Consider the following 24,084-nt stretch of genomic DNA (forward strand, 5'->3'; position numbering starts at 1 on the left):
GTGACTCAACTTTCCGGACTCAAGTCGTAACTTCCTATGCTCGTAGATTCCCATTGCCACCTTGATCGCCTCGACCTTGCCCAGCACGACGGCTCCCTCGATGCCGCCCTTGAGGCAGCGCGCCAGCGCGGAGTAGGGCACTTCCTGTGCATCGGCGTGAGCGCCGAAAACGCTGCCGACGTCAAAGCACTGGCCGACCGGTATGCCGATGTCGATTGCTCGGTAGGCATCCACCCGTTGGACCTCAAGCCCGGTGAAGCGCCGGCCCTCGATTGGCTATTGGGCGAACTCAACCACCCGCGAGTGGTGGCCATTGGCGAAACCGGCCTGGACTATCACTACGAGCCGGAGGCCGCCGAGTTGCAGCAGGCCTCGTTTCGCCTGCACCTGCACGCCGCGCAGCAAACCGGCAAGCCGGTGATCGTCCACACCCGTGGCGCCCGCGCTGACACGCTGACCCTGCTGCGTGAAGCGGCGTTGCCCCAGGCCGGCGTGCTGCATTGCTTCACCGAAGACTGGGACATGGCCAAGGCCGCCCTGGACCTGGGCTTCTACATTTCCCTGTCCGGTATTGTCACCTTCCGCAACGCCGACGCCCTGCGCGACGTTGCGCGTCAGGTGCCGGCCGACCGCCTGCTGGTGGAAACCGACTCGCCGTACCTGGCGCCGATTCCCCATCGCGGCAAGCCGAACCTGCCGGAATATGTGCGCGACGTGGCGGATTACCTGGCAATGCTGCGGGGCGAGTCGTACGAGCGCTTTGCCGAGCAGACCACCGCGAACTTCAAGCGGTTGTTCCCGCTGGCCCACGTCGCTGGGTAAGGCAGGCAAATCGCAGGCAAAAAAAACCCGGGTTCTGGGGGGTGAATCCGGGCTAAGACCATTAGGAGTAAAACAAGGGCACGCAGTCCGTCGGTACCCAGGTCGACGCGTCACTTGGGGGAGATGCCACGCCGACAGTTCAAGTATTGATCAGTATCCGATTCAGTCCAGTCGCATCTGATCGTTTTTTAAACAGATTTGGAATACGCGCGCTTCGCTTGAGTTCTCATTGCGCAGGTGCACAGGGGCAGTTGTTGCGTGTTATTTCTGACTGGCAGCGAGCAAATCGTTGGCGTGTTGAAAGTAAAGTGCGTTGCGGGTTCACATAGACGTTGCCCAACGACCGTTCAGTCGGGATAATCCCTCGCATCGGGTAAATCGTATCGCCGCGTATCCGTGGCCCTGCGCAACCCTCCCTATTTCGACCTTTGCAGACCTCTTCCTCATGCACAAAGAACCCCGTAAGGTCCGTGAGTTTCGCCGCCGTGAGCAGGAAATTCTCGACACCGCACTCAAGTTATTCCTTGAACAAGGTGAAGACAGTGTCACCGTCGAGATGATTGCGGATGCCGTGGGTATCGGCAAAGGCACGATCTACAAGCACTTCAAATCCAAGGCGGAAATTTACCTGCGCCTGATGCTCGATTACGAGCGCGACTTGAACGAACTGCTGCATTCGGCTGATGTGGACAAGGACAAGGAAGCCCTGTCGCGCGCCTACTTCGAGTTCCGCATGCGTGATCCGCAGCGCTATCGCCTGTTCGACCGCCTGGAAGAGAAGGTGGTCAAAGGCCATCAGGTGCCGGAAATGGTCGAGGAGCTGCACAAGATCCGCGCCTCGAACTTCGAACGCCTGACCTTGCTGATCAAGGGCCGCATCAGCGAAGGCAAGCTTGAAGATGTGCCGCCTTATTTCCACTATTGCGCCGCCTGGGCGTTGGTGCACGGCGCGGTTGCGCTGTACCACTCGCCGTTCTGGAGCAATGTGCTGGAAGATCAGGAAGGTTTCTTCCAGTTCCTGATGGATATCGGCGTGCGCATGGGCAACAAGCGCAAGCACAGCGCTGAACTGCCAGGCGCTGAACCGAAGAGCGGCGACGCCCCTGCCAGTTAAGCTATTCCTGACAGTGATGGCGCAATCAATTACTGCCAGTTGCAGTACCCCAGGAATATACTCAGGCAAGGACCTTGCTAAAAGTTGATTTATAAGTCAGCTTTTAGATCGCCCGTACAATCCTCTGCCGGAGTGATCCATGATCGTTGATCGTCAAGGCAGGCGGTTTCGCAATTTGCGGATCAGCCTGACCTCAGCCTGCAATTACGCGTGTACCTACTGTGTGCCCAACGGCAAACGGTTGGTGGCTGCCCAGGACGAACTCTCGGCCGAGGCCATGGCCCGTGGTGTGGCTTATCTGATCGAAGCGGCGGGCATCGAGCGCCTGCGCATCACCGGCGGCGAGCCGCTGGTCAGCCCCAAGCTGGAAGCCTTCATGGGCGCGGTGGGCGGGATGGGTCTCAGTGATATCAGCCTGACCACCAACGGCCAACTCCTCGCCCGCAAACTGCCACTGCTGGTGGACGCCGGCATTCGCCGCATCAACGTGTCCCTCGACACGTTGGACGCCGACGCTTTCCGCAGCATCGCCCGTGGCGGTGACTTGGCCACCGTGCTGGACGGCATGGACCAGGCCCGCGCTGCCGGGATCAAAATCAAAGTCAATATGGTGCCATTGCGCGGGCAGAACCTCGACCAGGTGATGCCGTTGCTCGACTACTGCCTGGAGCGCGGCTACGAGTTGCGTTTTATCGAGCTGATGCGCATGGGGCATCTGGCCAAGGACTCCAATGCGTTCCTGCAGCAATTTGTCAGCCTGCAGCAATTGCTCAGCCTGATCGGCGAACACCACGAATACCTGCAAGCCAATGCCCCGGTGGACGCCACTGCGGTGCGTTACGAAGTGCCGGGCAAAGGCTTTTTCGGCGTGATTGCCAACGAAAGCGTGCCGTTTTGCCGGACCTGTTCGCGCCTGCGGCTGTCATCCACCGGCTGGTTGCATGGCTGCCTGTCGTCGAGCAATCGTCACTACGTCGGCGACCTGCTGGACAAACCGCGTCACCAGGCTTTACCGGCCTTGCAAGGCTTGTTGGTGAAGGCGTTGGGCGATAAGCAGGAAGTGGCCTTCTCCGGTGGTGCGACGATCATGAAGATCATCGGCGGCTAGCCCAAACGTGCGCCGAACCCTGTGGCAACATGCCTGCTCGCACATTTGTTGTGTGTAGTTCTTGGATGGCGCGGATTCTGCATCTTGTGCCCATTCGCCGGTTTTCCGTCACCGGCTTTTGGAGGATTGGGATGCGTAGTCTGGTTTTGTTGCTGGCGTCGTTGACGCTGAGTGGTTGCATGACCGTCAGCGATATGGCCGAAGGCACCCGCTATCAGATGAGCGACGCTGGGTTGCTGGACCACAGTGATACCCGCCGTACTGCGTCCGTTCGCATACAGCCGGACTCCTTTGTCTTTATCGCCCAAGGCGCTTTCGTACCGCCGGGCAGTGCCTACCCGCGACCTAACGTGGTGGCCGAAGAGGCCTTTAACGGCTTCGTCGAATATTTCCCCATGGTGCGCCGCGCCCGCCAGCCTGAAGGCCTGGAACAAGCCATGGCCGAAGCGCGTGCAGCGGGTGCGCATTACCTGCTGTATTGCCGTTTTGCGGCGGCCGATGACCGAATCGGCAATGCCGATGAGTGGACCGATCAGCAGGCATTGGACCGCGTGGGGATCGACAGTGGCGTCATCCAGATCATGTTGATCGAGACCAGCACCCAGTATTTGATTGATACTGCACGTATTCGCAGTCGTGGCGGTTTACTGACGTTCCATGACAACAAGCCAGAAGACCTGATTGCCCGCCCGCTGGCGAAGTACGCCCGAGGCCTGCTGGGCATGAGTGATCAGTAACCTCACAGGTAAATAAGGGAGAGCCCATGACCGATTCCGCCAAGGCCAATGATCTATTGGCTCAACTGCCCAAGGGCAAGGGGCCGGCACCGGTGCATCTGTGGAACCCGGCGTTTTGCGGCGATATCGATATGCGCATCGCCCGCGATGGCACCTGGTTTTATCAGGGCACGCCGATTGGGCGTAAGCCGATGGTCAAGTTGTTCTCCAACATCATCCGCCGCGACGGCGATGCGTATTTTCTGGTGACGCCGGTGGAAAAGGTCGGCATCACCGTCGATGATGCGCCGTTTGTCGCGTTAACCCTTGAAGTCGAAGGGCAGGGCGAAAGCCAGGTACTGCGCTTTACCACCAATGTCGACGAACAGGTCGAAGCCGGGCTGGAACACCCGTTGCGCGTGGTGATCGACCCGGTCACCCAAGAACCCGCGCCTTATCTGCGGGTGCGCACCAACCTCGAAGCCCTCGTGCATCGCAACGCCTTTTACCAATTGGTCGAGTTGGCGGTCAGTCGTCCGATCAACGGTCAGAACTGGCTTGGCGTATGGAGCGGCGGGGAGTTTTTCCGCATTGGCCTTGAGCCTTAAGGCGGGTTTTTTCATCGCGCTGAAATAATTTACTTGCTGGCACTGGACGCTTTCGGTTATCAATTTGTACATGATTAGACATGTCCGATTTGATAAGAAAAAACGCGTCGTCGACGAGCTCATCCGCCGTATCGAGGGCGGAGTGATGGCCGACGGTTTCCTGCTGCCGGGCGAGCATCAGTTGGCCGAAGAGTTCGCGGTCAGCCGTGGCACGCTGCGCGAAGCCTTGGCTGAACTCAAACGGCGCAACTACATCGCCACCCAGAGCGGCGTCGGCTCCATCGTCACCTTCGACGGCATGGTGCTCGACCAACGCAACGGCTGGGCCCAGGCCCTGGCGGATACCGGCGCGCGGGTCATCACTGACATCCTGCGTCTGGAGGCGGTGACCCGTCCCGACCTGCTCAGCCGATTCGGCAGTGACCAATTCATCGCCCTCGACCGCCGTCGGCGCACCACGGACGGCACTGCCGTGTCCCTGGAGCGCTCGCTGATGCCCGCTGCCGGTGGCCTGGAAGGCTTGCCGCGCGTGGGCCTGATCGACGATTCCCTGACCATTACCCTGGCCGCTTACGGTTATATCGGCGCCGAAGGTGACCAATGGATCGGCGCCGAGCCCCTCAGCGATGCAGACGCTGAGTTGCTCGGTCGCGCGCCCGGCACCGTGTTTCTCAAGGCCTCGCGCACCACCTACGACCGCCGCGAGCGCTTCATGGAGTACGTCGAAAGTCTGCTCGACCCGCTGCACTTTCGCCTGCATCTGCAGTTTGGAGCGTCAAAATGACCTCGGCAAATCGCGCCCTTGGCGCCTTCTACGGTCTGGCCCTGGGCGACGCTCTGGGCATGCCGACCCAGTCCCTGAGCCGCGAGCAGGTGCAAAAGCGTTTCGGTGCCATCACCGCCCTGGAAGACGCCGACGCCGACCAACCCATCGCGCCAAACATGCCGGCCGGCTCCATCACCGATGACACTGAACAGGCGATCCTGGTCGGCGAGTTGCTGGTGGAAGGCGCAGGCAAGATCGAGCCGACGGTGCTCGCCCAGCGCCTGATCGATTGGGAAGCCGTAATGCGCGCCAAGGGTTCGCAGGATTTGCTCGGCCCGTCGACCAAGCGCGCAATCGACATGATCCTCGCCGGCCACACCCCGGAAGAGTCCGGGCGCTACGGCACCACCAATGGTGCTGCGATGCGCATCACGCCTGTGGGGATTGCCGCGGATGTCAGCGATCCGGCGCAGTTTATCCAGGCGGTGATCCAGGCGTGCCAGGTCACTCACAACACCAGCCTGGGTATTTCCAGCGCGGCGGCCGTTGCGGCGGTGGTCTCGGCGGGTATCAACGGGGTGGATCTGGGGGAAGCGCTGAACATCGGCACCCAAATCGCCCAGCAGGCCGAAGGCCATGGTCACTGGGTTGCCGGTGGACGCATTTCCACCCGCATCAGTTGGGCGCGGACTTTAAGCGTCGGCAGCGGCGACAAAGCCCTGTTTGCCGACTTGCTGTACGAACTGATCGGCACCTCCGTCGCGTCCCAGGAGTCGGTGGTGGTGTCGTTTGCCCTCGCGCAGCAAGTGGCGGTGGGCGCGATGAATGCCTTTGAGGCCCTGTGCCTGGCCGCCAGCCTGGGCGGCGACACTGACACCATCGCCGCGATTCTCGGCGCCATGTTGGGCGCGTGCCTGGGGATGCAGTGCTGGCCTGAAGCAATGATCGAGCAGGTCAAGGCCGTCAACGGCCTGGATTTGCAGCCGTTGGTGCAGGGGCTGCTTGATCTGCGCTAAGCACCGCAGATCAAGGTGGGAGCGGGCTTGCCCGCGATAGCGACCTGTCAGTCACTGATGCATCAACTGGAAGGCCGCTATCGCGGGCAAGCCAGCTCCCACATTAAATCGTAGGTGAGTCAGGACGACCGGTTAAAGCTTTGAGTATCTGCCACAACCACAACAATACAGGCACCAGGAGCACCCCTCATGAGCACCCCTTCTTCCGGCCAAAGCGCCGGGCAACTGGAAACACGTGGTATCGAACCGGTCCCGGAAAGCGAGTGCAACGGCCACCCGCTGCAACTGTTCTGGGTGTGGTTTGCCGCTAACATCAGCATCCTCGGCTTGCCGCTTGGCGCGACGTTGGTGGCGTTTCGTGGCTTGGCAATCTGGCAGGCAATCATCGTCGCCATTCTCGGCGCTGCCGGCTCCTTCGCGGTGGTAGGCATCATCTCCATCGCCGGCCGGCGTGGGCGTGCACCGAGCTTGACCCTGTCGCGCGCGATTTTCGGCGTGCGTGGCAATATCGGCCCGACCCTGGTGTCGCTGATGTCGCGCCTGGGCTGGGAAACCGTCAACACCACCACTGCAGCCTTCGTGCTGCTGTCGCTGTGTTCGATCCTGTTCCATTCGCCGGTCGAGGCGAAAAGCGCACCAGTGCTGACACTGATATTCATCGCCATTTTCGTGCTGCTGACCTTGTCTGTTTCCGGCCTGGGCCACGCCACGCTGCTGGTGATTCAGAAGTGGGCTACCTATGTATTCGGTGGGTTGAACATTCTGGTCGGCGGCTTCCTCTGCGCAACCATCGACTGGAGCGCGGTGTTCAATGCCACCCCGGCGCCGCTGAGCGCGATGATCATCGGCGTCGGCACCATGGCCGCCGGCACCGGTATCGGTTGGGCCAATGCCGGTGCCGACATGTCGCGCTACCAGCACCGCAGCGTCAAGGCCGCGCGCCTGGTGGCCTCTGCCGCGTTTGGTGCGGGGATTCCGTTGGTGCTGCTGATCACCCTTGGCGGCCTGCTGTCGGTCGGCAACAACGACCTGGCCTCGGCCACTGACCCGATCATCGCGATCCGCGACATGCTCCCTACCTGGATGGCCGTGCCGTACCTGATCACCGCGTTTGGTGGGCTGCTGCTCTCCAACAACCTTTCGGTGTATTCGGCGGGCCTGACGACCTTGACCCTCGGCTTGAAGGTCAAGCGCGTGCACGCGGTCATCGTCGATATTGTGGCGATCTTCGCCGGTTCGATTTACTTCATGCTGATCGCCGACAGCTTCTATGGCCCGTTCATCACCTTCATCTCGCTGCTGGCAGTACCGATCACCGCGTGGGTCGGGATCTTCGTGGTCGACCTGATTCACCGCCACTACTACAGCGCCAAGGACCTGTTGGACGTAAGCCCAAGCAGTGCCTATTGGTACCGTGGCGGCGTGGAGTGGCGTGCATTCGGCGCCTGGGCGGTGGCGATCGTGTTGGGTTTCAGCTTCACCACTATCGGCACCACCGCCGAAAACATCTGGTTCGCCGGGCCATTGTCCGACTCCTGGCTGGGCCACAACGGCCTGGGCTGGATTGTCACCTTCCTGGTGGCCGGCGGTAGTTATGCCGTAATGGGCGGCGCGGCCGACCGTCGTTCAGCGTTAGTAGAGAGCCCCAATGTCTAGATTGCTGCACACCGGCCAGGTCATCGTCGACCTGGTCATGGCCCTCGATACCTTGCCCGCGACGGGCGGCGATGTGCTGGCGCAATCGGCCAGTTTCGAAGCCGGCGGTGGCTTCAACGTGATGGCAGCCGCGCGGCGCAATGGTTTGCCGGTGGTCTACCTCGGGCGCCATGGAACAGGGCGCTTCGGCGACCTGGCCCGCGCGGCCATGCAGGCCGAAGGTGTGGAGATGTTTCAGGAAGCCAGCGACGATAAAGACACGGGTTTGTGTGTGTCGCTGACTGAGGCCACCACTGAGCGCACCTTCATTTCCCACATCGGCGCTGAAGGTGACTTGAGGGCTGAGGATTTGGCCGGCGTGTTACCGCGCGCGGACGATTATGTGTACGTCAGCGGCTACAGTTTGTTGCTCGAAGGCAAGGCCCAGGCCTTGCTCGATTGGCTGCTGGCGCTGCCGCGTGAAATCACCGTGGTGTTCGACCCGGGGCCGTTGGTCAAGGCGCCGGATTCGGCCTTGATGACTGTTTTGCTGCCGCGTATCGATATCTGGACCAGCAACGGCCCGGAAGCCCTTGCGTTTACCGGCGCCGGGACGCTGGCCGAGGCGCTGCTGGCGCTCAATCGCCACCTGCCCGCCGAAGCCTTGCTGGTGGTGCGCGATGGGCCCAATGGCTGCTGGGTGAGCCGTCAAGGAAAGGCGGAGCATGTGCCGGGTTTCAAGGTGCACGCGGTGGACAGCAACGGCGCTGGCGATGCCCATGCCGGTGTGTTTCTGGCCGGGTTGGCCAAGGGCTTGGCGCCTGCTGCGGCGGCACGCCGGGCCAATGCCGCGGCAGCGCTGGCGGTCACGCGCTGGGGCCCGGCGACGTCGCCCGGGGCTGACGAAGTGGATGCATTGTTGGCAAAATAGGCGGTCCTCAGCACGGAGCAACGCAATGACGCAGAATATCTACGACACGCCCGCCTTCTTCGAGGGCTACAGTAAGATGGGCCGCTCGGTCGAAGGCCTGGCCGGTGCGCCGGAGTGGCCTGCGTTGCAGGCACAGCTGCCAGCGATGGCTGGCTTGAGCGTGGTGGACCTGGGCTGTGGCTATGGCTGGTTCAGTCGCTGGGCTCAGGAGCAGGGCGCTGCGCACGTGCTCGGTCTGGACGTGTCGCACAAGATGCTGGCGCGGGCCAAAGAGATGACCTCGGCAGCGGGTATCACCTACACGGTTGCCGACCTGGAGCAACTTGACCTGCCGGCGGCCTCATTCGATCTGGCCTACAGCTCCCTGGCCTTCCATTACATCGTCGACCTTAAGGGCCTGTTCGAGCGTATCCATCAGGCGCTGGTGCCCGGCGGGCGACTGGTGTTTTCCATCGAGCATCCTATTTTCATGTCACCGCGCAATCCTGGGTGGCTGGTCGATGATCAAGGCCGAAAAAGTTGGCCGGTGGATGGCTATCAAATCGAAGGGCCACGCGTCACCAACTGGCTGGCCGATGGCGTGATCAAGCAGCACCGTACGCTGGGCACGTTGCTCAATCTGTTGATTCAGGCGGGGTTTGCGTTGAGTCATATCGAGGAGTGGGGCCCAAGCGAAGCGGACCTGATGGCGCGGCCAGAACTGGCGGAAGAACAAGAGCGCCCGATGATGCTGCTGGTGTCGGCACACCGCTGATCTCACTGGCAAATCAGTTCAACCTGTGGGAGCGGGCTTGCTCGCGAAGGCGCGGTGTCAGTCGACAACTTGGTTGACTGTCACTGCGCCTTCGCAAGCAAACCCGCTAGCACAAGGGGGTTGAATGGCTGATCTTTCTCACGCTTCGATACGCGCAGCCTTGCGCGCCTGTATGGCGGTATCGGTGGCTTTGCTTGCAAGCGGCATTGCACTACGGCCACTGGCCCTGTCGCCAGGGCCAGGCCAGGCAACATGCATCAGTGACGGCTTTCACCTTCCAACTTGCGCGCCTCGTCCACACCGGACGCGGTCAGCTTGATCGGCAGGTTCAACGAATATTCACCGGCGTCGTCGGTGGTCACATGCCCATCCTTGATAAGCCCACGGTCCTGCAGGAAGGCTAAGACACTGGCAACCTCCTTCTCGCCGCGGTAGTTATCCAAAACCTCCTTGCCCAAACCGTGCGGGTGGGCGTGCAGCAGGCGGGTGAGGACTTCTTTTTCAAGGTTTCTATCGACGTTCATGTGTACCTCTTCACTGGGAAATGATCGGGTGTCAGTGCTGCTATCGATGCATTAAGGCGCGGGTTGTTTCGGTGCGCCGGGGATGTTGTTGTCATCGCCTTTATTGACCTTCGGCTCATTGCTGATACCTGGGCCCATTTTGCCGTTGCCCACCGCTGCCGGTGCCTGGCGTTGGGTATCGTTGCCTTTGGTGCGTGGGTCAGCGCCGTTGTCGATGATCGCGCCACCATTGGTGTCGAGGCCGGTCCCCATCGAATTCTGGGATTCCTGGGTGGCAGGGCTTGGCGGGCTGCCGACGGGGTCAGTCTTGCCGGTCGACGAGGTCGCGGCGAAGGCGTTCAGCGAGGCGGCGGACAGCAGACCGGTGAGGGCGAGGGCGGCAAACTTGGAATGCTTCATGGGGTGTCTCCATATGATTAATGTCCTTACCCTTTATTGGTCCGCGCCCGTTTCCGGTTCGTGCCTTGATGGCGACGAACGGTATCAAGTTACCTGTAAGATTTTATGTGCCGAGCGCTGGCGCCAGATCAACCGCGCCACCGTGATCAGCCAGTTGAGCAGGGCCACGCCGAGCACACTCGCCAGCAGCGTCGGCAGGCCGTAGTCGACGATGAGCTTGCCGGCCAGCCAGGGAAACCCGAACACGCCGATAAAGTACGCCAGGCTGAACAGCAGCAATGCCTGGGACGTAGTGCCGGGCGGCGCCTCGCTGGCCACCAGTCCATTAATCACGGAATACGTGAGGCCATAGCCCACCCCCAGCATGGCAGCCGCCAGCAGGTAGCTGAAGTTACCGCTGACACCAAATGCAAACAGTGCGATAGCGCCGAGCATGATCCCGGATAACACACAGGCGGCCCGGTAGGCATCACGCTTGACCACGTGGCCGGCGATCAACAGGCGGCTGGTGATGGCGGCACTCAGGAACCCGGCGAAAAACAACGAATAGTCCAACCCATGGGCCGCTGCATAGCTGGTCTGAAACGATGACAGCCCGCCAAATACACAGCCACCCAGGCCGACCATCAGGATCGCGAATGCAGCTTTGGATGACAGCACTCGACGGCTGGAGGCCCAGGAAATCCTCGCTGTGGGCACATTTGCGTGATGGTTGAGGTGTGCGCCCAGGCGCCAGAACATCACGACGCCCGCGAGGCTGGCGAACCCCGCAATATAGAAGGCCGTTGTAAGCGGCAGGTCCAATGCACTGGCGGCGCGCCCGAGCAAAGGGCCGGCACCGATCCCGCTCAACATGCTGCCCGACAGCAGCGCAAAGTATTTGGCCCGCTGAGGGGGCGCCACCAGCAGTGTCACGATGATCGGGCCCAGGGTGTAGAACACGCCCCAGCCCAACCCCAGGGACAGCCCGAACAGCATCAGGCCTTGACCAACACCCGGCGTCAGCGCAAACCCAAGGCTGGCCACCACCAGCAACACGCCCATCCCCGCGATAGCCCGTGCCGCGCCCACGGCATCGGCCAGATGCCCGCTACACACCACCGCCACAAACGTGCTGAGCATCGCCATGGAAATCACGCTGCCGGCATCATGCTCGTTCCCGCCGCGCGAATGAATCAGCAGCGACAGCAGAAACGTCGAGCCGTAGGACAGTGACAACAGGAAGCTGGCTAGGCAGAACAGCGCGAATGTCTTCGCGCCCACCGCGGGCGTGGCGTGCATGAGCAAGTCTCGAATCGTTGGATTGATGCGCTCTGTTTAGCATGCACGGCCCGGCGGATTGTTCTGTGGTTGGTGGTGCTCGGGTTACCGCGCGACGGAGTAAAGCGCCCCGGTCACCGCGAAATTGCACTGCAATCCGTCATCAAACCGCCTTAATATGTGGGCTTTGAATTTGCCCAAGAGCCGCCCATGACCATCGAGATTCGCCCCGCCGTGCCCAGCGATGCTGCGCAGATCCTGACGTTCATCACCGAGCTTGCCGAGTACGAAAAGGCCCGACATGAAGTGATCGCCAGTGTGGTGGATATCGAGCGCAGCCTGTTCAGCGAGGGTGCCACCGCCCATGGCCTGATTTGTTCGCGGGACGGCTTGCCGATTGGCTTTGCGGTGTTCTTTTTCAGCTATTCGACGTGGTTGGGCAGCAACTGCCTGTACCTCGAAGACCTCTATATCAACCCCGAGCAACGCGGCGGCGGGGCGGGCAAAAAGCTCTTGCGCCACCTCGCCAAGATCGCCTGTGATAACGGCTGCGGGCGGTTTGAATGGAGCGTGCTGGATTGGAACGAGCCGGCGATTGCCTTCTACAAATCGATCGGCGCCCAGCCGCAGGAAGAGTGGGTGCGCTACCGCATGGAAGGTGACGCGCTGCGCGATTTCGCCATCGGCTGAAACCCTCCGTCGTAAACACTGAAGATCAACCTGTGGGAGCGGGCTTGCTCGCGAATGCGGTCGTTCAGCCAATGATTGATTGACTGACCCGGCGCATTCGCGAGCAAGCCTGCTCGCACATTTTTTGAGTTTATTCCAATATATGGGATGCAAATTTATATATTGAGATATTTCAAATGATGGGTTTATAGTCGGCTGCATCAGCACTCACTACCAAAAATAAAACAGGTGAAGCGATGCAGCCCCAACCGTTGTCATTACCCGCCGTACCCGCGCCTACCTATGGCGAGCGGTTGAAGCACAAAGTGGTGATCATCACCGGTGCCGCCCAAGGCATTGGCGAGGCGATCGTCGCCTGTTTCCAGGCTCAGCAGGCGCGCCTGGTGATCGCGGATATCCAGGCAGAAAAAGTCGAAAAAGTCGCCGCGCATTGGCGCGAACGCGGTGCGCAAATCGTCGCGCAAGCGGTCGACATCACCTCCAAAGAGCAGTGGCAGTCGCTGGTCAACCTGGCCATTGAGCGCTTTGGTCGCGTGGATGTGCTGGTCAATTGCGCAGGCGTTAACGTGTTCCGTGACCCCTTGCAGATGACCGACGAAGACTGGCGCCGCTGTTTCGCCATTGACCTCGATGGCGCCTGGTTCGGCTGCCGCACGGTGTTGCCCTTGATGATCGAGCAGGGCATCGGCAACATCATCAACATCGCCTCCACCCATTCCAGCCACATCATCCCCGGCTGTTTTCCCTATCCCGTCGCCAAGCACGGCCTGCTCGGGCTCACGCGCGCCCTGGGCATCGAATACGCGTCCAAGGGCATCCGCGTAAATGCCATCGCCCCTGGGTATATCGAAACTCAGCTCAATGTCGATTACTGGAACGGTTTTCCTGACCCGCACGCCGAGCGTCAGCGCGCCTTCGATTTGCACCCGCCCAAGCGTATCGGCCAGCCGGTAGAGGTGGCGATGACGGCGCTGTTCCTGGCGACTGACGAAGCGCCGTTTATCAATGCAACCTGCCTGATGATCGATGGCGGGCGTTCTGTGATGTACCACGACTAAATCCAACAAGAGGTGGTTCATGTTTAAGAAAACACTCGGCACCCTGGCACTTGCGATCGCGGTCAGCGGCTTTGCATCCGCCGAAGAAGTGAAGATCGGCTTTCTGGTCAAGCAAGCCGAAGAACCCTGGTTCCAGACCGAATGGGCGTTCGCCGAAAAAGCCGGCAAGGACCAGGGCTTTACCGTGATCAAGATCGCCGTGCCCGACGGTGAGAAAACCCTCTCCGCTATCGACACGCTTGCTGCCAACGGCGCCAAGGGCTTTGTGATCTGCCCGCCGGACGTGTCCCTGGGCCCTGCGATCATGGCCAAGGCCAAGCTCAACGGTTTGAAAGTGCTGGCGGTGGACGACCGGTTCGTTGACGCCAAAGGCAAGCCCATGGAAGACGTGCCCTACGTCGGCCTGGACGCCTACAAAATCGGCCAGAAACAAGGCGAGGCCATGGCCACCGAAGCCAAGCATCGCAACTGGGACTGGAAGGACACCTACGCCGTCATCAACACCTTTGACGAGCTGGAAACCGGCAAGAAACGCACCGACGGTTCGGTAGAAGGCCTCAAGGCCGCCGGCTTGCCGGCCGACCACATCCTGTTCAGCGCACAGAAAACTCTCGACGTGCCGGGCAGCATGGACGCCACCAACTCGGCCCTGGTGAAACTGCCCAGCGGCGCGAAAAACCTGCTCATTGGCGGCATGAACGACAGCACCGTACTCGGCGGCGTGCGCGCCACAGAAAGCGCCGGGTTCAAGGCGGCCAACGTCATCGGGGTCGGCATCAACGGCACGGACGCGATTGAAGAGCTGAAAAAATCCGACACCGGGTTCTACGGTTCAATGCTGCTCAGCCCTGACGCGTCAGGCTACAAAACCGCCAGCGCGATGTTCGCGTGGGTCACCAAAGGCACCGAGCCTGCCAAATTCACCGCCCTGGATAACGTCACCCTGATCACGCGCGCCAACTTCAAGGAAGAGTTGAGCAAAATCGGTCTGTGGAAATGACCGGCGCGGCCCTGCGCTTTAACGGCATCGGCAAGGAATTTCCCGGGGTCAAAGCTCTGGCGCAGATCAGCTTTGAAGCGCGGCCGCACTCGGTGCACGCGCTGATGGGCGAGAACGGCGCGGGCAAGTCCACGCTGCTCAAGATCCTTGGCGGCGCCTACATTCCGAGCAGCGGTACGGTACAGATCGGCGAGCAGACGATGGACTTCAAATCCGCCGCCGACAGCATTGCCAGTGGTGTTGCGGTGATCCATCAGGAGCTGCACCTGGTGCCGGAAATGACCGTGGCGGAGAACCTGTTTCTCGGGCATCTGCCGTCGCGTTTCGGGGTGGTCAACGGCGGCCTGCTGCGCAAGCAGGCGTTGGCATGTCTCAAAGGCCTGGCCGATGAAATCGACCCGCAGGAAAAGCTCGGGCGGCTGTCCCTGGGCCAGCGCCAACTGGTGGAGATCGCCAAGGCGTTGTCCCGTGGCGCCCATGTGATTGCCTTTGACGAGCCCACCAGCAGTTTGTCGGCGCGGGAAATCGACCGGCTGATGGCAATCATCACGCGCCTGCGCGATGAGGGCAAAGTGGTGCTGTATGTGTCGCATCGCATGGAAGAAGTGTTCCGTATTTGCGATGCGGTGACGGTGTTCAAGGACGGCCGTTTCGTGCGCACCTTTGACGACATGGCCACGCTGACCCACGACCAACTGGTGACCTGCATGGTCGGTCGCGACATCCAGGACATCTACGATTACCGCCCGCGCGAACGCGGTGAAGTGGCGCTCAAGGTCGAGGGTTTGCTTGGCCCGGGGCTGCGTGAAGCGGTCAGCCTGCAGGTGCACAAGGGCGAGATTCTTGGGCTGTTCGGGCTGGTCGGGGCAGGGCGCACCGAACTGCTGCGCCTGCTCAGCGGGCTGGTGCGCAGCACGGCCGGGCAACTCGAACTGTGTGGGCAGCCGCTGCACTTGCGCTCGCCGCGCGACGCCATCGCCGGGGGCGTGCTGCTGTGCCCGGAAGACCGCAAGAAGGAGGGCATCATTCCGCTGTCCAGTGTGGCTGAGAACATCAATATCAGCGCACGCGGTGCCCATTCCAGGTTTGGCTGGCTGCTGCGTGAGGGCTGGGAGAAAGGCAACGCCGACCAGCAGATCAAGGCGATGAAAGTCAAAACGCCGAACGCGCAACAGAAAATCATGTACCTGTCCGGCGGTAATCAGCAGAAGGCCATTCTCGGCCGCTGGTTGTCGATGCCGATGAAGGTGTTGCTGCTCGACGAACCGACCCGAGGCATCGACATCGGCGCCAAGTCGGAGATTTACCAGATCATCCACAACCTGGCGGCCAGCGGCATTGCGGTGATCGTGGTGTCCAGCGACCTGATGGAAGTGATGGGCATCTCCGACCGCATCCTGGTGATGAGTGAAGGCGTGCTGACCGGCGAGTTGAACCGCGAACACGCGGACGAAGCACAGCTATTGCAACTGGCACTTCCGCGTACGCGGGCTTGAAGAATTCGAGGTGAATGATGTCCCAGGTAAAAACTGCAAAAGGCTTCTGGCCGGGTTTCAACCAGCGCAAGTTTCTTGATGACTGGGTAATGCTGCTCGCGGCGTTGAGCATCTTCGTACTCAGTGCGCTGTTCATCGACAACTTCCTTTCGCCGCTCAACATGCGTGGCCTGGGCCTGGCGATTTCCACGGTCGGCATTGCCGCCTGCACCATGTTGTTCTGCCTGGCGTCCGGGCACTTCGACTTATCGGTGGGCTCGGTGATTGCCTGCGCCGGGGTGGTGGCGGGGATTGTGATTCGTGACACCGACAGCGTGGTGCTCGGCGTGTCGGCCGCCTTGGCCATGGGCTTGGTGGTGGGGCTGATCAACGGGATTGTGATCGCCAAGTTGCGCATCAATGCGTTGATTGCCACATTGGCGACCATGCAGATCGTGCGCGGCCTGGCCTACATTTTCTCGAACGGCAAGGCCGTCGGCGTGATGGACGAGCGGTTCTTCGTGTTCGGCAACGGCCAACTGATGGGCGTGCCGGTGCCGATCATCATCACCGTGCTGTGTTTTGTGTTCTTCGGCTGGCTGCTCAACTACACCACCTACGGGCGCAACACCATGGCCATTGGCGGTAACCAGGAAGCGGCGTTGCTGGCCGGGGTGAACGTTGATCGCACCAAGATCATCATCTTTGCCGTGCACGGCTTGATCGGCGCCTTGGCCGGGGTGATCCTCGCGTCGCGCATGACCTCGGGCCAGCCGATGATCGGCCAGGGGTTTGAGCTGACGGTGATTTCCGCCTGTGTGCTCGGCGGGGTGTCGCTGAGCGGCGGTATCGGCATGATCCGCCATGTGATTGCCGGGGTGCTGATTCTGGCGATCATTGAGAACGCGATGAACCTGAAGAACATCGACACCTTCTACCAGTATGTGATCCGTGGTTCGATCCTGTTGCTGGCGGTGATTATCGACCGTATGAAGCAACGTTAGAAACCCGGTCTCAACAGCACTGAAAATCCAATGTGGGAGCGGGCTTGCTCGCGAATGCGGTGTATCAGACGCAGATGTGCAAACTGACATACCGCATTCGCGAGCAAGCCTGCTCCCACAGTTGGATCTCCACTGTATTGAGGTTCAGCATTTGCCATAATGGCGCCGTTTTCGTACTTCCCAATAGGCCCGATATGCAGGAAAACGCCCACACCCCCGTCAAAGACGCCGCGCCCACCGGCACCCAGACCTTGTTGCGTGGCCTGGGCGTGGTGCAAGCGGTGGCGGCCGGTGCACGGGATCTGAAAGAGATCGCCAGGCGCATCGGCACCACCCGCAGCACCACCCACCGCCTGGCCAGTTGCCTGGTGGAGGAGCGTTACCTGCGTGTGGTGCCGCAAGTCGGTTACCTGCTGGGGCCGAAGTTGATCGAGTTGGGTTTCCAGGCCCGTGAAGAACTGCCTCTGGTGAGCCTGGCCGTGCCTTATCTGGATGAGCTGTCGGCGCTGACCGGCGACACCATCCACCTGGCCATTCGCGAATACGACGACGTGCTCTACCTGCACAAGAATCCCGGCCGCAACGGCCCGGAAATGCGCTCGCGGGTCGGCCATCGCATGCCGTTGGCGCGCACCGGTATCGGCAAGGCGTTGCTGCTGGATGACGCGGTCGAGGAGTGGCAGCGTCTGTACGAAGTCAGCCTGCCTGCCGGCGGGAAAAGCCTGCAATGGCCGCAGCACCCGGAACAATCCTGGGCGCAATTCGAGCAGCGCATGCGCGAATACGTGGTGGGGGGGTATGCGTTCGATCTGGAAGACAACGAACCGTCGATCCGGTGTGTGGCGGCACCGGTGCGCGATGCCAGCCGGCGAATCGTCGCCGGCATCAGCATCGCCAGTACCGTGCCCTATATGCCGCTGGAAAAAATGGCCGAGCTGATTCCTGTGATCAAACAGGTCGCAGCCCGGCTGTCCGCGGAGTTGGGCGCGAAGGCCTGATCAGGCCTTCAGGGTCGCCATGTCGATGACAAAGCGGTACTTCACATCACCGGCGATCATGCGGGTGTAGGCCTCGTTGATCTGGCGGATATCGAGCATTTCGATGTCACAGGTGATGTTGTGCTCGGCGCAGAAATCCAGGACTTCCTGGGTTTCGGCAATGCCGCCGATCAAGGAACCGGCCAGCACTTTACGCCCCAACACCAGCTTGGCCGCATTCACCGGCGGGTCCACCGGCTCGATCAAACCGACCAGGATATGCACGCCGTCAAAGCGCAGCACGTCGAGGTAGGGGTTCACGTCGTGCTGCACCGGAATGGTGTCCAGCAGGAAGTCGAAGTGCCCGGCGGCGGCTTTCATCTGCTCGGCGTCGGTGGACACGATCACATGGTCGGCGCCCTGGCGACGGCCTTCCTCGGCCTTGCTGGCGGAGCGGGTGAACAGCGTCACTTCTGCGCCCATCGCCTTGGCGAACTTGATGCCCATGTGGCCGAGGCCACCCATGCCCAGCACGCCAACTTTGTCGCCAGCCTTTACGCCGTAATGCTTGAGCGGCGAGTAAGTGGTGATGCCGGCGCAGAGAATCGGCGCGGCGCTGGCCAGGTCGAGCTTGGCCGGGATTTTCACCACGAAGTGTTCGCTGACCACGATGCTGTCGGAGTAGCCGCCCATGGTGTTGCTGCCATCGACGCGGTCCGGGGTCGCGTAAGTCATGGTCGGGCCTTCGAGGCAATATTGCTCCAGGTCCGCCTGGCAGGCGTCGCAGTGGCGGCACGAATCGACCATGCAGCCGACGCCAACCAGGTCGCCGACTTTATGCGCGGTAACGCTGGCGCCGACGGCGGTGACTTTGCCGACGATCTCGTGGCCCGGCATCAGCGGGTACACGGCAATACCCCATTCATTGCGGGCCTGGTGGATGTCGGAGTGGCACACGCCGCAGTAGAGGATTTCGATGGCCACGTCATCGGCGCGCGGGCTGCGACGTTCGAAGGACATGGGGGCGAGGGGCGTGGTCGCCGACTGGGCGGCATAACCGATGGCGGTATACATGAAGAAACCTCGCAAAAGGACTGACTAGGGAGGTGGCGCATTCTCCGCGCCGGGCCTGGCTGCGGCCATGGCGATTGCTCCGAACCTCATGCCTATTCGTCCGGGAGTGCCCTGTGTTTGGATTTATGTGCCCTCAGACCTGCGATGATGTTCTCATCCCTTTTTCGCGAAGTTTTTTGCCATGTTGTTGACCCGCCATCTCGACGCCAACGCCACGCTGGTTGCCTTGATCAAGGGGCTGACGCCCCGCGACGGTTTTTCCCCGACCAACCTGCCGGGCGTGCAGGTCTTGCGCGCCAGTTGTGACGTGGCGCGCGGGCCACAGATTTATGAACCGAGCCTGATGATCGTCGCCCAGGGCAGCAAAGTTGCCTATCTGGGCCCGCGTACGCTGGAGTATGGCGCGGGGCACTACCTGATCCAGGCGATGCCGGTGCCCTTCGAGTGCGAGACCTTTGCCCTGCCGAATGCGCCGCTGTATGGCGTTACGGTCGGCATAGACCGCGTGGTGCTGGGCGAGTTGGTGATGGCCATGGGCATTCAGGCGGGGCCGCCGCCGACGGCGCAGACCCTGGAGTCGATGAGCTCGGTGGTGCTCGATGACGCAATGCGCGGTTGCGTCGAGCGGTTGTTGCAATGCCTGCACGATCCGCTGGAGAGCCGGATCATGGGCCCGGCGCGGGTGCGCGAGTTGTTGTTCACGGCGCTGCGCGGGCCGCAGGCGGATGTGTTGCGCGCCTTGGTGGAGCAGCAGGGGCAGTTTTCGCGAATCGCCACGTCGTTGAATCACCTGCATGCCCATTACGCCGAGCCGTTGAATATCGAGACGCTGGCGGGGTATGCGCACATGAGTGCGTCGACGTTTCATGAGCATTTCAAGCGCTGCACGTTGTTGTCGCCGGTGCAGTACCTGAAGCGTCTGCGCTTGCTCAAGGCTCAACAGTTACTGCTGGTGGACGGCCTGAGCGTGGCGCAGGCGGCGCACAGCGTGGGGTATCAGAGTACGTCGCAGTTCAGTCGCGAATATAAGCGCTATTTCCTGCGTAACCCGGGTGAAGAGCGCGCGGCTTAGGTTCTGTCGATACAACTCGGTCAATGTGGGAGCTGGCTTGGCTGCGATGGCATCCGCTGAGTTTTACTGACAGACCGAGTCGCCTGCATCGCGGGCAAGCCCGGCTCCCACAGAAAGCGGGTCCCACATTCGATTTATGCCGGCCACAAAAAAGGCCCCCGTCTGGGAGCCTTTCAGGTCAAGCAATCGACTTACATATTCGGATAAGTCGGACCACCGGCGCCTTCCGGCGTTACCCAGGTAATGTTCTGCGAAGGGTCCTTGATGTCACAGGTCTTGCAGTGCACGCAGTTCTGGGCGTTGATCTGGAAGCGCTTCTCGCCGTCTTCCTGGGTGATTACTTCATACACGCCGGCCGGGCAGTAGCGCTGCGCCGGTTCATCGTAGAGCGGCAGGTTGGTGCCGATCGGGATGCTCGGGTCTTTCAACTTCAGGTGGCACGGCTGTTCTTCTTCATGGTTGGTACCGGAGATGAACACCGAACTCAGCTTGTCGAAGCTCAACTTGCCGTCGGGTTTCGGGTAATTGATCTGCTTGCTGTCTTTGGCCAGCTTCAGGCACGCGTAGTCCGGCTTGGTGTCGTGCAGGGTGAACGGCATTTTGCCGCCGAGGATGTTCTGGTCGAACCAGTTGAAGCCGGCACCGATGATCGGGCCGAATTTGTGCATCGCCGGGCCGAAGTTACGGCTGGCGAACAGTTCTTCATAGAGCCAGCTGGCTTTGAAGCTGTCGACGTAGTTGGTCAACTCGTCGCCGCCTTCGGATTCGGCAAACAGGCGCTCGGCCACGGCATCTGCCGCGAGCATGCCGGACTTCATCGCCGTGTGGCTGCCCTTGATCTTGGCCACGTTCATGGTGCCCAGGTCACAGCCAATCAATGCACCGCCCTTGAAGACCATCTTCGGCAACGAGTTGATGCCGCCTTTGGCCAGGGCGCGGGCGCCGTAGCTGATGCGCTTGCCGCCTTCCAGGTACTGAGCCAGAACCGGGTGGTGCTTGAGGCGCTGGAATTCATCGAACGGCGACAGGAAAGTGTTGCTGTAGGACAGGTCGACGATCAGGCCGACCACCACCTGGTTGTTTTCCAGGTGATAAAGGAACGAGCCACCGGTGTTCTCGTTGCTCATGATGTCCAGCGGCCAACCGGCGGTGTGGACGACCAAGCCTGGTTGGTGCTTGGCCGGGTCGATTTCCCAGATTTCCTTGAGGCCGATGCCGTAGTGCTGGGCGTCAGCGTCGCTGTCCAGTTTGAAGCGTTGGATCAACTGCTTGCCGATGTGGCCGCGGCAGCCTTCGGCGAACAGCGTGTACTTGCCGCGCAGTTCCATGCCGGGGGTGTAGACGCCTTCTTTCGGATTGCCTTCGCGGTCGACGCCGAGGTCACCGGTGATGATCCCGCGGACCACGCCGTTTTCGTCGAAGAGCGCTTCCTGGGCGGCGAAGCCTGGGTAGACTTCCACACCCAGGTTTTCGGCCTGTTGGGCCAGCCAGCGGCACAGGTTGCCGAGGGAGATGATGTAGTTGCCTTCGTTGTGCATGGTCTTGGGCACAAAGAAGTCCGGCACCTTGGTGGAGGTGTCGGCACTGCGCAATACATAGATGTCATCGCGCACTACAGGGGTGTTGAGCGGGGCGCCGAGTTCCTTCCAGTCCGGGAACAGTTCGTTCAGGGCACGTGGTTCGAACACGGCACCGGAAAGGATATGTGCGCCGACTTCGGAGCCTTTCTCGACCACGCAGACGCTGATTTCTTTACCGGCTTCGGCGGCCTTCTGCTTCAGTCGGCAGGCGGCAGACAGGCCTGCCGGGCCAGCGCCGACGATGACCACGTCGAATTCCATGTATTCGCGTTCCACAGGCTATCTCCTACTCAAGGCTCAACAGGCTTTTTTTTCTAATGGGTGGAGGTTCGGTATCGTCTTGCAGCAACGGCAAGACCCACCTTTCTCTCTAGGTGGCGCATTATATCTACACCACTGGCAGCGTCCAATACAAACGTTTGTTTGAATTGCTTGGAAGCTAGGTAAATCAAAGCAACGCGGCTTATGACTGGCTATTTTGGCGTATTGACCAGAATAGGCGTTCCGGTCAATATACGGTCGGTTTTGCGCTAACCGTAGGCACACCGCAGGTTTCAAGAGCACGTCCAAAAGCAGGGCAACGGCAAAATACGTGGCGCGCGCTTAATGAATGGCGCGCAGTTTACACGTCGCGATAAGGAATGACCTCTCAGTCACCACTGACGAACGGTCATTATTCGCCCATCGCTGTGTCACATGCCGAGGTTTTTGGAGGTGCCCTTGTGTGCCGATGAGCATCAACCGCCAGGTTCGCCTAGGCGACTTTCTTTTCACCGGAGAGTAACGAGGAATCCATGAAGGTTCTTGTAGCTGTCAAACGCGTTGTCGATTACAACGTGAAAGTTCGCGTCAAGGCGGACAATTCCGGCGTCGACCTCGCTAACGTCAAGATGTCGATGAACCCTTTCTGCGAAATCGCCGTGGAAGAAGCCGTACGCCTGAAAGAGAAAGGCGTGGCGACTGAAATCGTCGTGGTTTCCATCGGCCCGACCACTGCTCAAGAGCAGCTGCGTACCGCCCTGGCGCTGGGCGCCGACCGCGCCATCCTGGTCGAGTCCGCTGAAGACCTGACTTCCCTGGCCGTTGCCAAGTTGCTCAAAGCCGTTGTCGACAAGGAACAGCCTCAGCTGGTGATCCTCGGCAAGCAGGCCATCGACAGTGACAACAACCAGACCGGCCAGATGCTGGCTGCGCTGACCGGTTACGGCCAGGGCACCTTCGCCTCCAAAGTCGAAGTGAGCGGCGACAGCGTCGCTGTGACCCGTGAAATCGACGGCGGCGCACAGACCGTGTCGTTGAAACTGCCGGCCATCGTCACCACCGACCTGCGTTTGAACGAGCCGCGCTACGCGTCCCTGCCAAACATCATGAAAGCCAAGAAGAAGCCGCTTGAGTCGGTCACTCCAGAAGCTTTGGGCGTTTCCACCGCCTCCACCAACAAGACCGTCAAGGTTGAAGCACCGGCTGCACGCAGCGCGGGCATCAAGGTCAAGTCGGTGGCTGAACTGGTTGAGAAACTGAAAAACGAAGCGAAGGTAATCTAATCATGACTATCTTGGTAATCGCAGAACACGACAACAAGGTGCTGGCTCCAGCGACCCTGAACACCGTGGCCGCCGCCGCTAAAATCGGTGGCGACATTCACGTGCTGGTAGCCGGCCAAGGCGCTGGCGCCGTGGCTGAAGCCGCGGCAAAAATCGCTGGCGTGAGCAAAGTGCTGCTGGCCGACAACGCCGCCTACGCTCACCAGCTGCCGGAAAACGTGGCTCCGCTGGTTGCAGAGCTGGGCGCTGGCTACAGCCACATCCTGGCTGCCGCTACCTCCAACGGTAAAAACATCCTGCCGCGCGTTGCCGCTCAGCTGGACGTTGACCAGATCTCCGAGATCATCTCGGTCGAAAGCGCCGACACCTTCAAGCGCCCGATCTACGCCGGTAACGCCATTGCCACCGTACAGTCCAACGCTTCGGTAAAAGTCATTACCGTACGTGCCACCGGTTTCGACCCGGTTGCCGCTGAAGGCGGTTCGGCTGCCGTGGAAGCCGTCTCCGCTGCTCACGACGCTGGCACTTCCAGCTTTGTCGGCGAAGAGTTGGCCAAGTCGGATCGTCCTGAACTGACCGCTGCCAAAATCGTCGTTTCCGGCGGGCGTGGCATGCAGAACGGTGACAACTTCAAGCACCTGTACGCCCTGGCCGACAAGCTGGGCGCTGCGGTCGGCGCTTCCCGCGCGGCCGTCGACGCAGGTTTCGTACCCAACGACATGCAGGTCGGCCAGACCGGCAAAATCGTTGCGCCACAGCTGTACATCGCGGTCGGTATCTCCGGCGCGATCCAGCACCTGGCCGGTATGAAAGACTCCAAAGTGATCGTAGCGATCAACAAGGACGAAGAAGCACCGATCTTCCAGGTGGCTGATTACGGCCTGGTCGCGGACTTGTTCGAAGCCGTACCTGAGTTGGAGAAGCTGGTCTAATCCAGCCGCTTCACTTATAAAGAGC

General features: G+C 60.8%; 24 protein-coding genes. 19 read left to right on the forward strand and 5 right to left on the reverse strand.

The genetic code is table 11. From position 1 onward, the window contains the following. The first annotated feature begins 36 nt into the window (after positions 1-36). The 10 genes from JFT85_RS23205 to JFT85_RS23250 all read left to right on the forward strand — a co-directional run bounded on the left by JFT85_RS23205 (position 37) and on the right by JFT85_RS23250 (position 9,470). Positions 37-822 (forward strand): TatD family hydrolase, encoded by a 786-nt coding sequence (locus JFT85_RS23205; RefSeq protein ID WP_187601757.1) that lies wholly within the window; start codon positions 37-39, stop codon positions 820-822. A gap of 445 nt (positions 823-1,267) precedes the next feature. Next, positions 1,268-1,936, forward strand: coding sequence for a TetR/AcrR family transcriptional regulator (locus tag JFT85_RS23210; protein ID WP_053257555.1), 669 nt, complete (start codon positions 1,268-1,270; stop codon positions 1,934-1,936). Between the two features lie 139 nt (positions 1,937-2,075). Next, positions 2,076-3,044 carry a GTP 3',8-cyclase MoaA gene (locus JFT85_RS23215; protein WP_053257554.1) on the forward strand — a complete coding sequence of 323 codons (969 nt, stop codon included), beginning with the start codon at positions 2,076-2,078 and terminating at the stop codon, positions 3,042-3,044. A gap of 131 nt (positions 3,045-3,175) precedes the next feature. Next, positions 3,176-3,781: a DUF4823 domain-containing protein gene (locus tag JFT85_RS23220; RefSeq protein WP_053257553.1), complete on the forward strand. Its 606-nt coding sequence runs from the start codon at positions 3,176-3,178 to the stop codon at positions 3,779-3,781. A gap of 26 nt (positions 3,782-3,807) precedes the next feature. After that, positions 3,808-4,368 (forward strand): DUF1285 domain-containing protein, encoded by a 561-nt coding sequence (locus tag JFT85_RS23225; protein WP_053257552.1) that lies wholly within the window; start codon positions 3,808-3,810, stop codon positions 4,366-4,368. A 70-nt stretch (positions 4,369-4,438) separates the two neighbouring features. Beyond that, complete coding sequence (locus JFT85_RS23230) at positions 4,439-5,152, forward strand: GntR family transcriptional regulator (RefSeq protein WP_053257551.1); 714 nt, start codon at positions 4,439-4,441, stop codon at positions 5,150-5,152. Next, a complete protein-coding gene (locus JFT85_RS23235) occupies positions 5,149-6,150 on the forward strand; it encodes an ADP-ribosylglycohydrolase family protein (RefSeq protein ID WP_069552625.1) in 1,002 nt (333 codons plus the stop codon). Before JFT85_RS23230 ends, JFT85_RS23235 begins: the two co-directional genes overlap by 4 nt. A 189-nt stretch (positions 6,151-6,339) precedes the next feature. Continuing rightward, positions 6,340-7,806 (forward strand): purine-cytosine permease family protein, encoded by a 1,467-nt coding sequence (locus JFT85_RS23240; RefSeq protein WP_053257549.1) that lies wholly within the window; start codon positions 6,340-6,342, stop codon positions 7,804-7,806. Then, positions 7,799-8,716 (forward strand): PfkB family carbohydrate kinase, encoded by a 918-nt coding sequence (locus JFT85_RS23245; RefSeq protein ID WP_201230509.1) that lies wholly within the window; start codon positions 7,799-7,801, stop codon positions 8,714-8,716. Before JFT85_RS23240 ends, JFT85_RS23245 begins: the two co-directional genes overlap by 8 nt. 25 nt (positions 8,717-8,741) lie before the next feature. Continuing rightward, positions 8,742-9,470 (forward strand): class I SAM-dependent methyltransferase, encoded by a 729-nt coding sequence (locus JFT85_RS23250; RefSeq protein ID WP_069552623.1) that lies wholly within the window; start codon positions 8,742-8,744, stop codon positions 9,468-9,470. Positions 9,471-9,727: 257 nt separating this feature from the next. Here the strand turns inward: JFT85_RS23250 and JFT85_RS23255 are convergent, their stop codons facing one another. The 3 genes from JFT85_RS23255 to JFT85_RS23265 form a co-directional block, all read right to left on the reverse strand. After that, positions 9,728-9,994 (reverse strand): hypothetical protein, encoded by a 267-nt coding sequence (locus JFT85_RS23255; RefSeq protein ID WP_053257546.1) that lies wholly within the window; start codon positions 9,992-9,994, stop codon positions 9,728-9,730. A 51-nt stretch (positions 9,995-10,045) separates the two neighbouring features. Then, the gene (locus tag JFT85_RS23260) at positions 10,046-10,393 is read right to left on the reverse strand and encodes a hypothetical protein (RefSeq protein ID WP_053257545.1); all 348 of its coding nucleotides are present in this window, start codon (positions 10,391-10,393) and stop codon (positions 10,046-10,048) included. 84 nt (positions 10,394-10,477) lie between these two features. Next, on the reverse strand, positions 10,478-11,674 hold the full coding sequence (locus JFT85_RS23265) for an MFS transporter (RefSeq protein ID WP_073638040.1): 1,197 nt from the start codon (positions 11,672-11,674) through the stop codon (positions 10,478-10,480). Positions 11,675-11,863: 189 nt separating this feature from the next. Between JFT85_RS23265 and JFT85_RS23270 the strand changes: the two genes are divergently transcribed. The 6 genes from JFT85_RS23270 (at position 11,864) to JFT85_RS23295 (ending at position 17,878) form a co-directional block, all read left to right on the forward strand. After that, positions 11,864-12,343, forward strand: a complete 480-nt coding sequence (locus tag JFT85_RS23270; RefSeq protein WP_053257543.1) for a GNAT family N-acetyltransferase — start codon at positions 11,864-11,866, stop codon at positions 12,341-12,343. A 236-nt stretch (positions 12,344-12,579) separates the two neighbouring features. Further along, positions 12,580-13,401, forward strand: a complete 822-nt coding sequence (locus JFT85_RS23275) for an SDR family oxidoreductase (protein ID WP_053257542.1) — start codon at positions 12,580-12,582, stop codon at positions 13,399-13,401. A 19-nt stretch (positions 13,402-13,420) separates the two neighbouring features. After that, positions 13,421-14,401 carry a substrate-binding domain-containing protein gene (locus tag JFT85_RS23280; RefSeq protein WP_078827147.1) on the forward strand — a complete coding sequence of 327 codons (981 nt, stop codon included), beginning with the start codon at positions 13,421-13,423 and terminating at the stop codon, positions 14,399-14,401. Further along, on the forward strand, positions 14,398-15,897 hold the full coding sequence (gene araG, locus JFT85_RS23285; RefSeq protein ID WP_053257540.1) for an L-arabinose ABC transporter ATP-binding protein AraG: 1,500 nt from the start codon (positions 14,398-14,400) through the stop codon (positions 15,895-15,897). Before JFT85_RS23280 ends, araG begins: the two co-directional genes overlap by 4 nt. 17 nt (positions 15,898-15,914) lie before the next feature. Next, a complete protein-coding gene (gene araH, locus JFT85_RS23290; protein ID WP_017138344.1) occupies positions 15,915-16,880 on the forward strand; it encodes an L-arabinose ABC transporter permease AraH in 966 nt (321 codons plus the stop codon). A gap of 194 nt (positions 16,881-17,074) precedes the next feature. Continuing rightward, entirely contained in the window at positions 17,075-17,878 is an 804-nt protein-coding gene (locus tag JFT85_RS23295) for an IclR family transcriptional regulator (RefSeq protein WP_053257539.1), read from the forward strand. On the opposite strand, the gene JFT85_RS23300 is transcribed toward JFT85_RS23295, so the two are convergent. After that, the gene (locus JFT85_RS23300) at positions 17,879-18,931 is read right to left on the reverse strand and encodes an NAD(P)-dependent alcohol dehydrogenase (protein ID WP_053257538.1); all 1,053 of its coding nucleotides are present in this window, start codon (positions 18,929-18,931) and stop codon (positions 17,879-17,881) included. Between the two features lie 181 nt (positions 18,932-19,112). Between JFT85_RS23300 and JFT85_RS23305 the strand changes: the two genes are divergently transcribed. After that, positions 19,113-20,003 carry an AraC family transcriptional regulator gene (locus JFT85_RS23305; RefSeq protein ID WP_069552617.1) on the forward strand — a complete coding sequence of 297 codons (891 nt, stop codon included), beginning with the start codon at positions 19,113-19,115 and terminating at the stop codon, positions 20,001-20,003. Between the two features lie 191 nt (positions 20,004-20,194). Here the strand turns inward: JFT85_RS23305 and JFT85_RS23310 are convergent, their stop codons facing one another. Further along, entirely contained in the window at positions 20,195-21,859 is a 1,665-nt protein-coding gene (locus tag JFT85_RS23310) for an electron transfer flavoprotein-ubiquinone oxidoreductase (RefSeq protein ID WP_069552616.1), read from the reverse strand. A gap of 518 nt (positions 21,860-22,377) precedes the next feature. On the opposite strand from JFT85_RS23310, the gene JFT85_RS23315 reads away from it, so the two are divergent. Both JFT85_RS23315 and JFT85_RS23320 read left to right on the forward strand, forming a co-directional pair. After that, the gene (locus JFT85_RS23315; RefSeq protein WP_017138339.1) at positions 22,378-23,127 is read left to right on the forward strand and encodes an electron transfer flavoprotein subunit beta/FixA family protein; all 750 of its coding nucleotides are present in this window, start codon (positions 22,378-22,380) and stop codon (positions 23,125-23,127) included. Between the two features lie 2 nt (positions 23,128-23,129). Further along, positions 23,130-24,059 (forward strand): electron transfer flavoprotein subunit alpha/FixB family protein, encoded by a 930-nt coding sequence (locus JFT85_RS23320; protein WP_053257535.1) that lies wholly within the window; start codon positions 23,130-23,132, stop codon positions 24,057-24,059. Positions 24,060-24,084: the final 25 nt, after the last annotated feature.

Origin of the sequence: Pseudomonas sp. TH04 (assembly GCF_016651355.1) — a bacterium.
GTDB classification, from domain to species: Bacteria; Pseudomonadota; Gammaproteobacteria; order Pseudomonadales; family Pseudomonadaceae; genus Aquipseudomonas; species Aquipseudomonas fluorescens.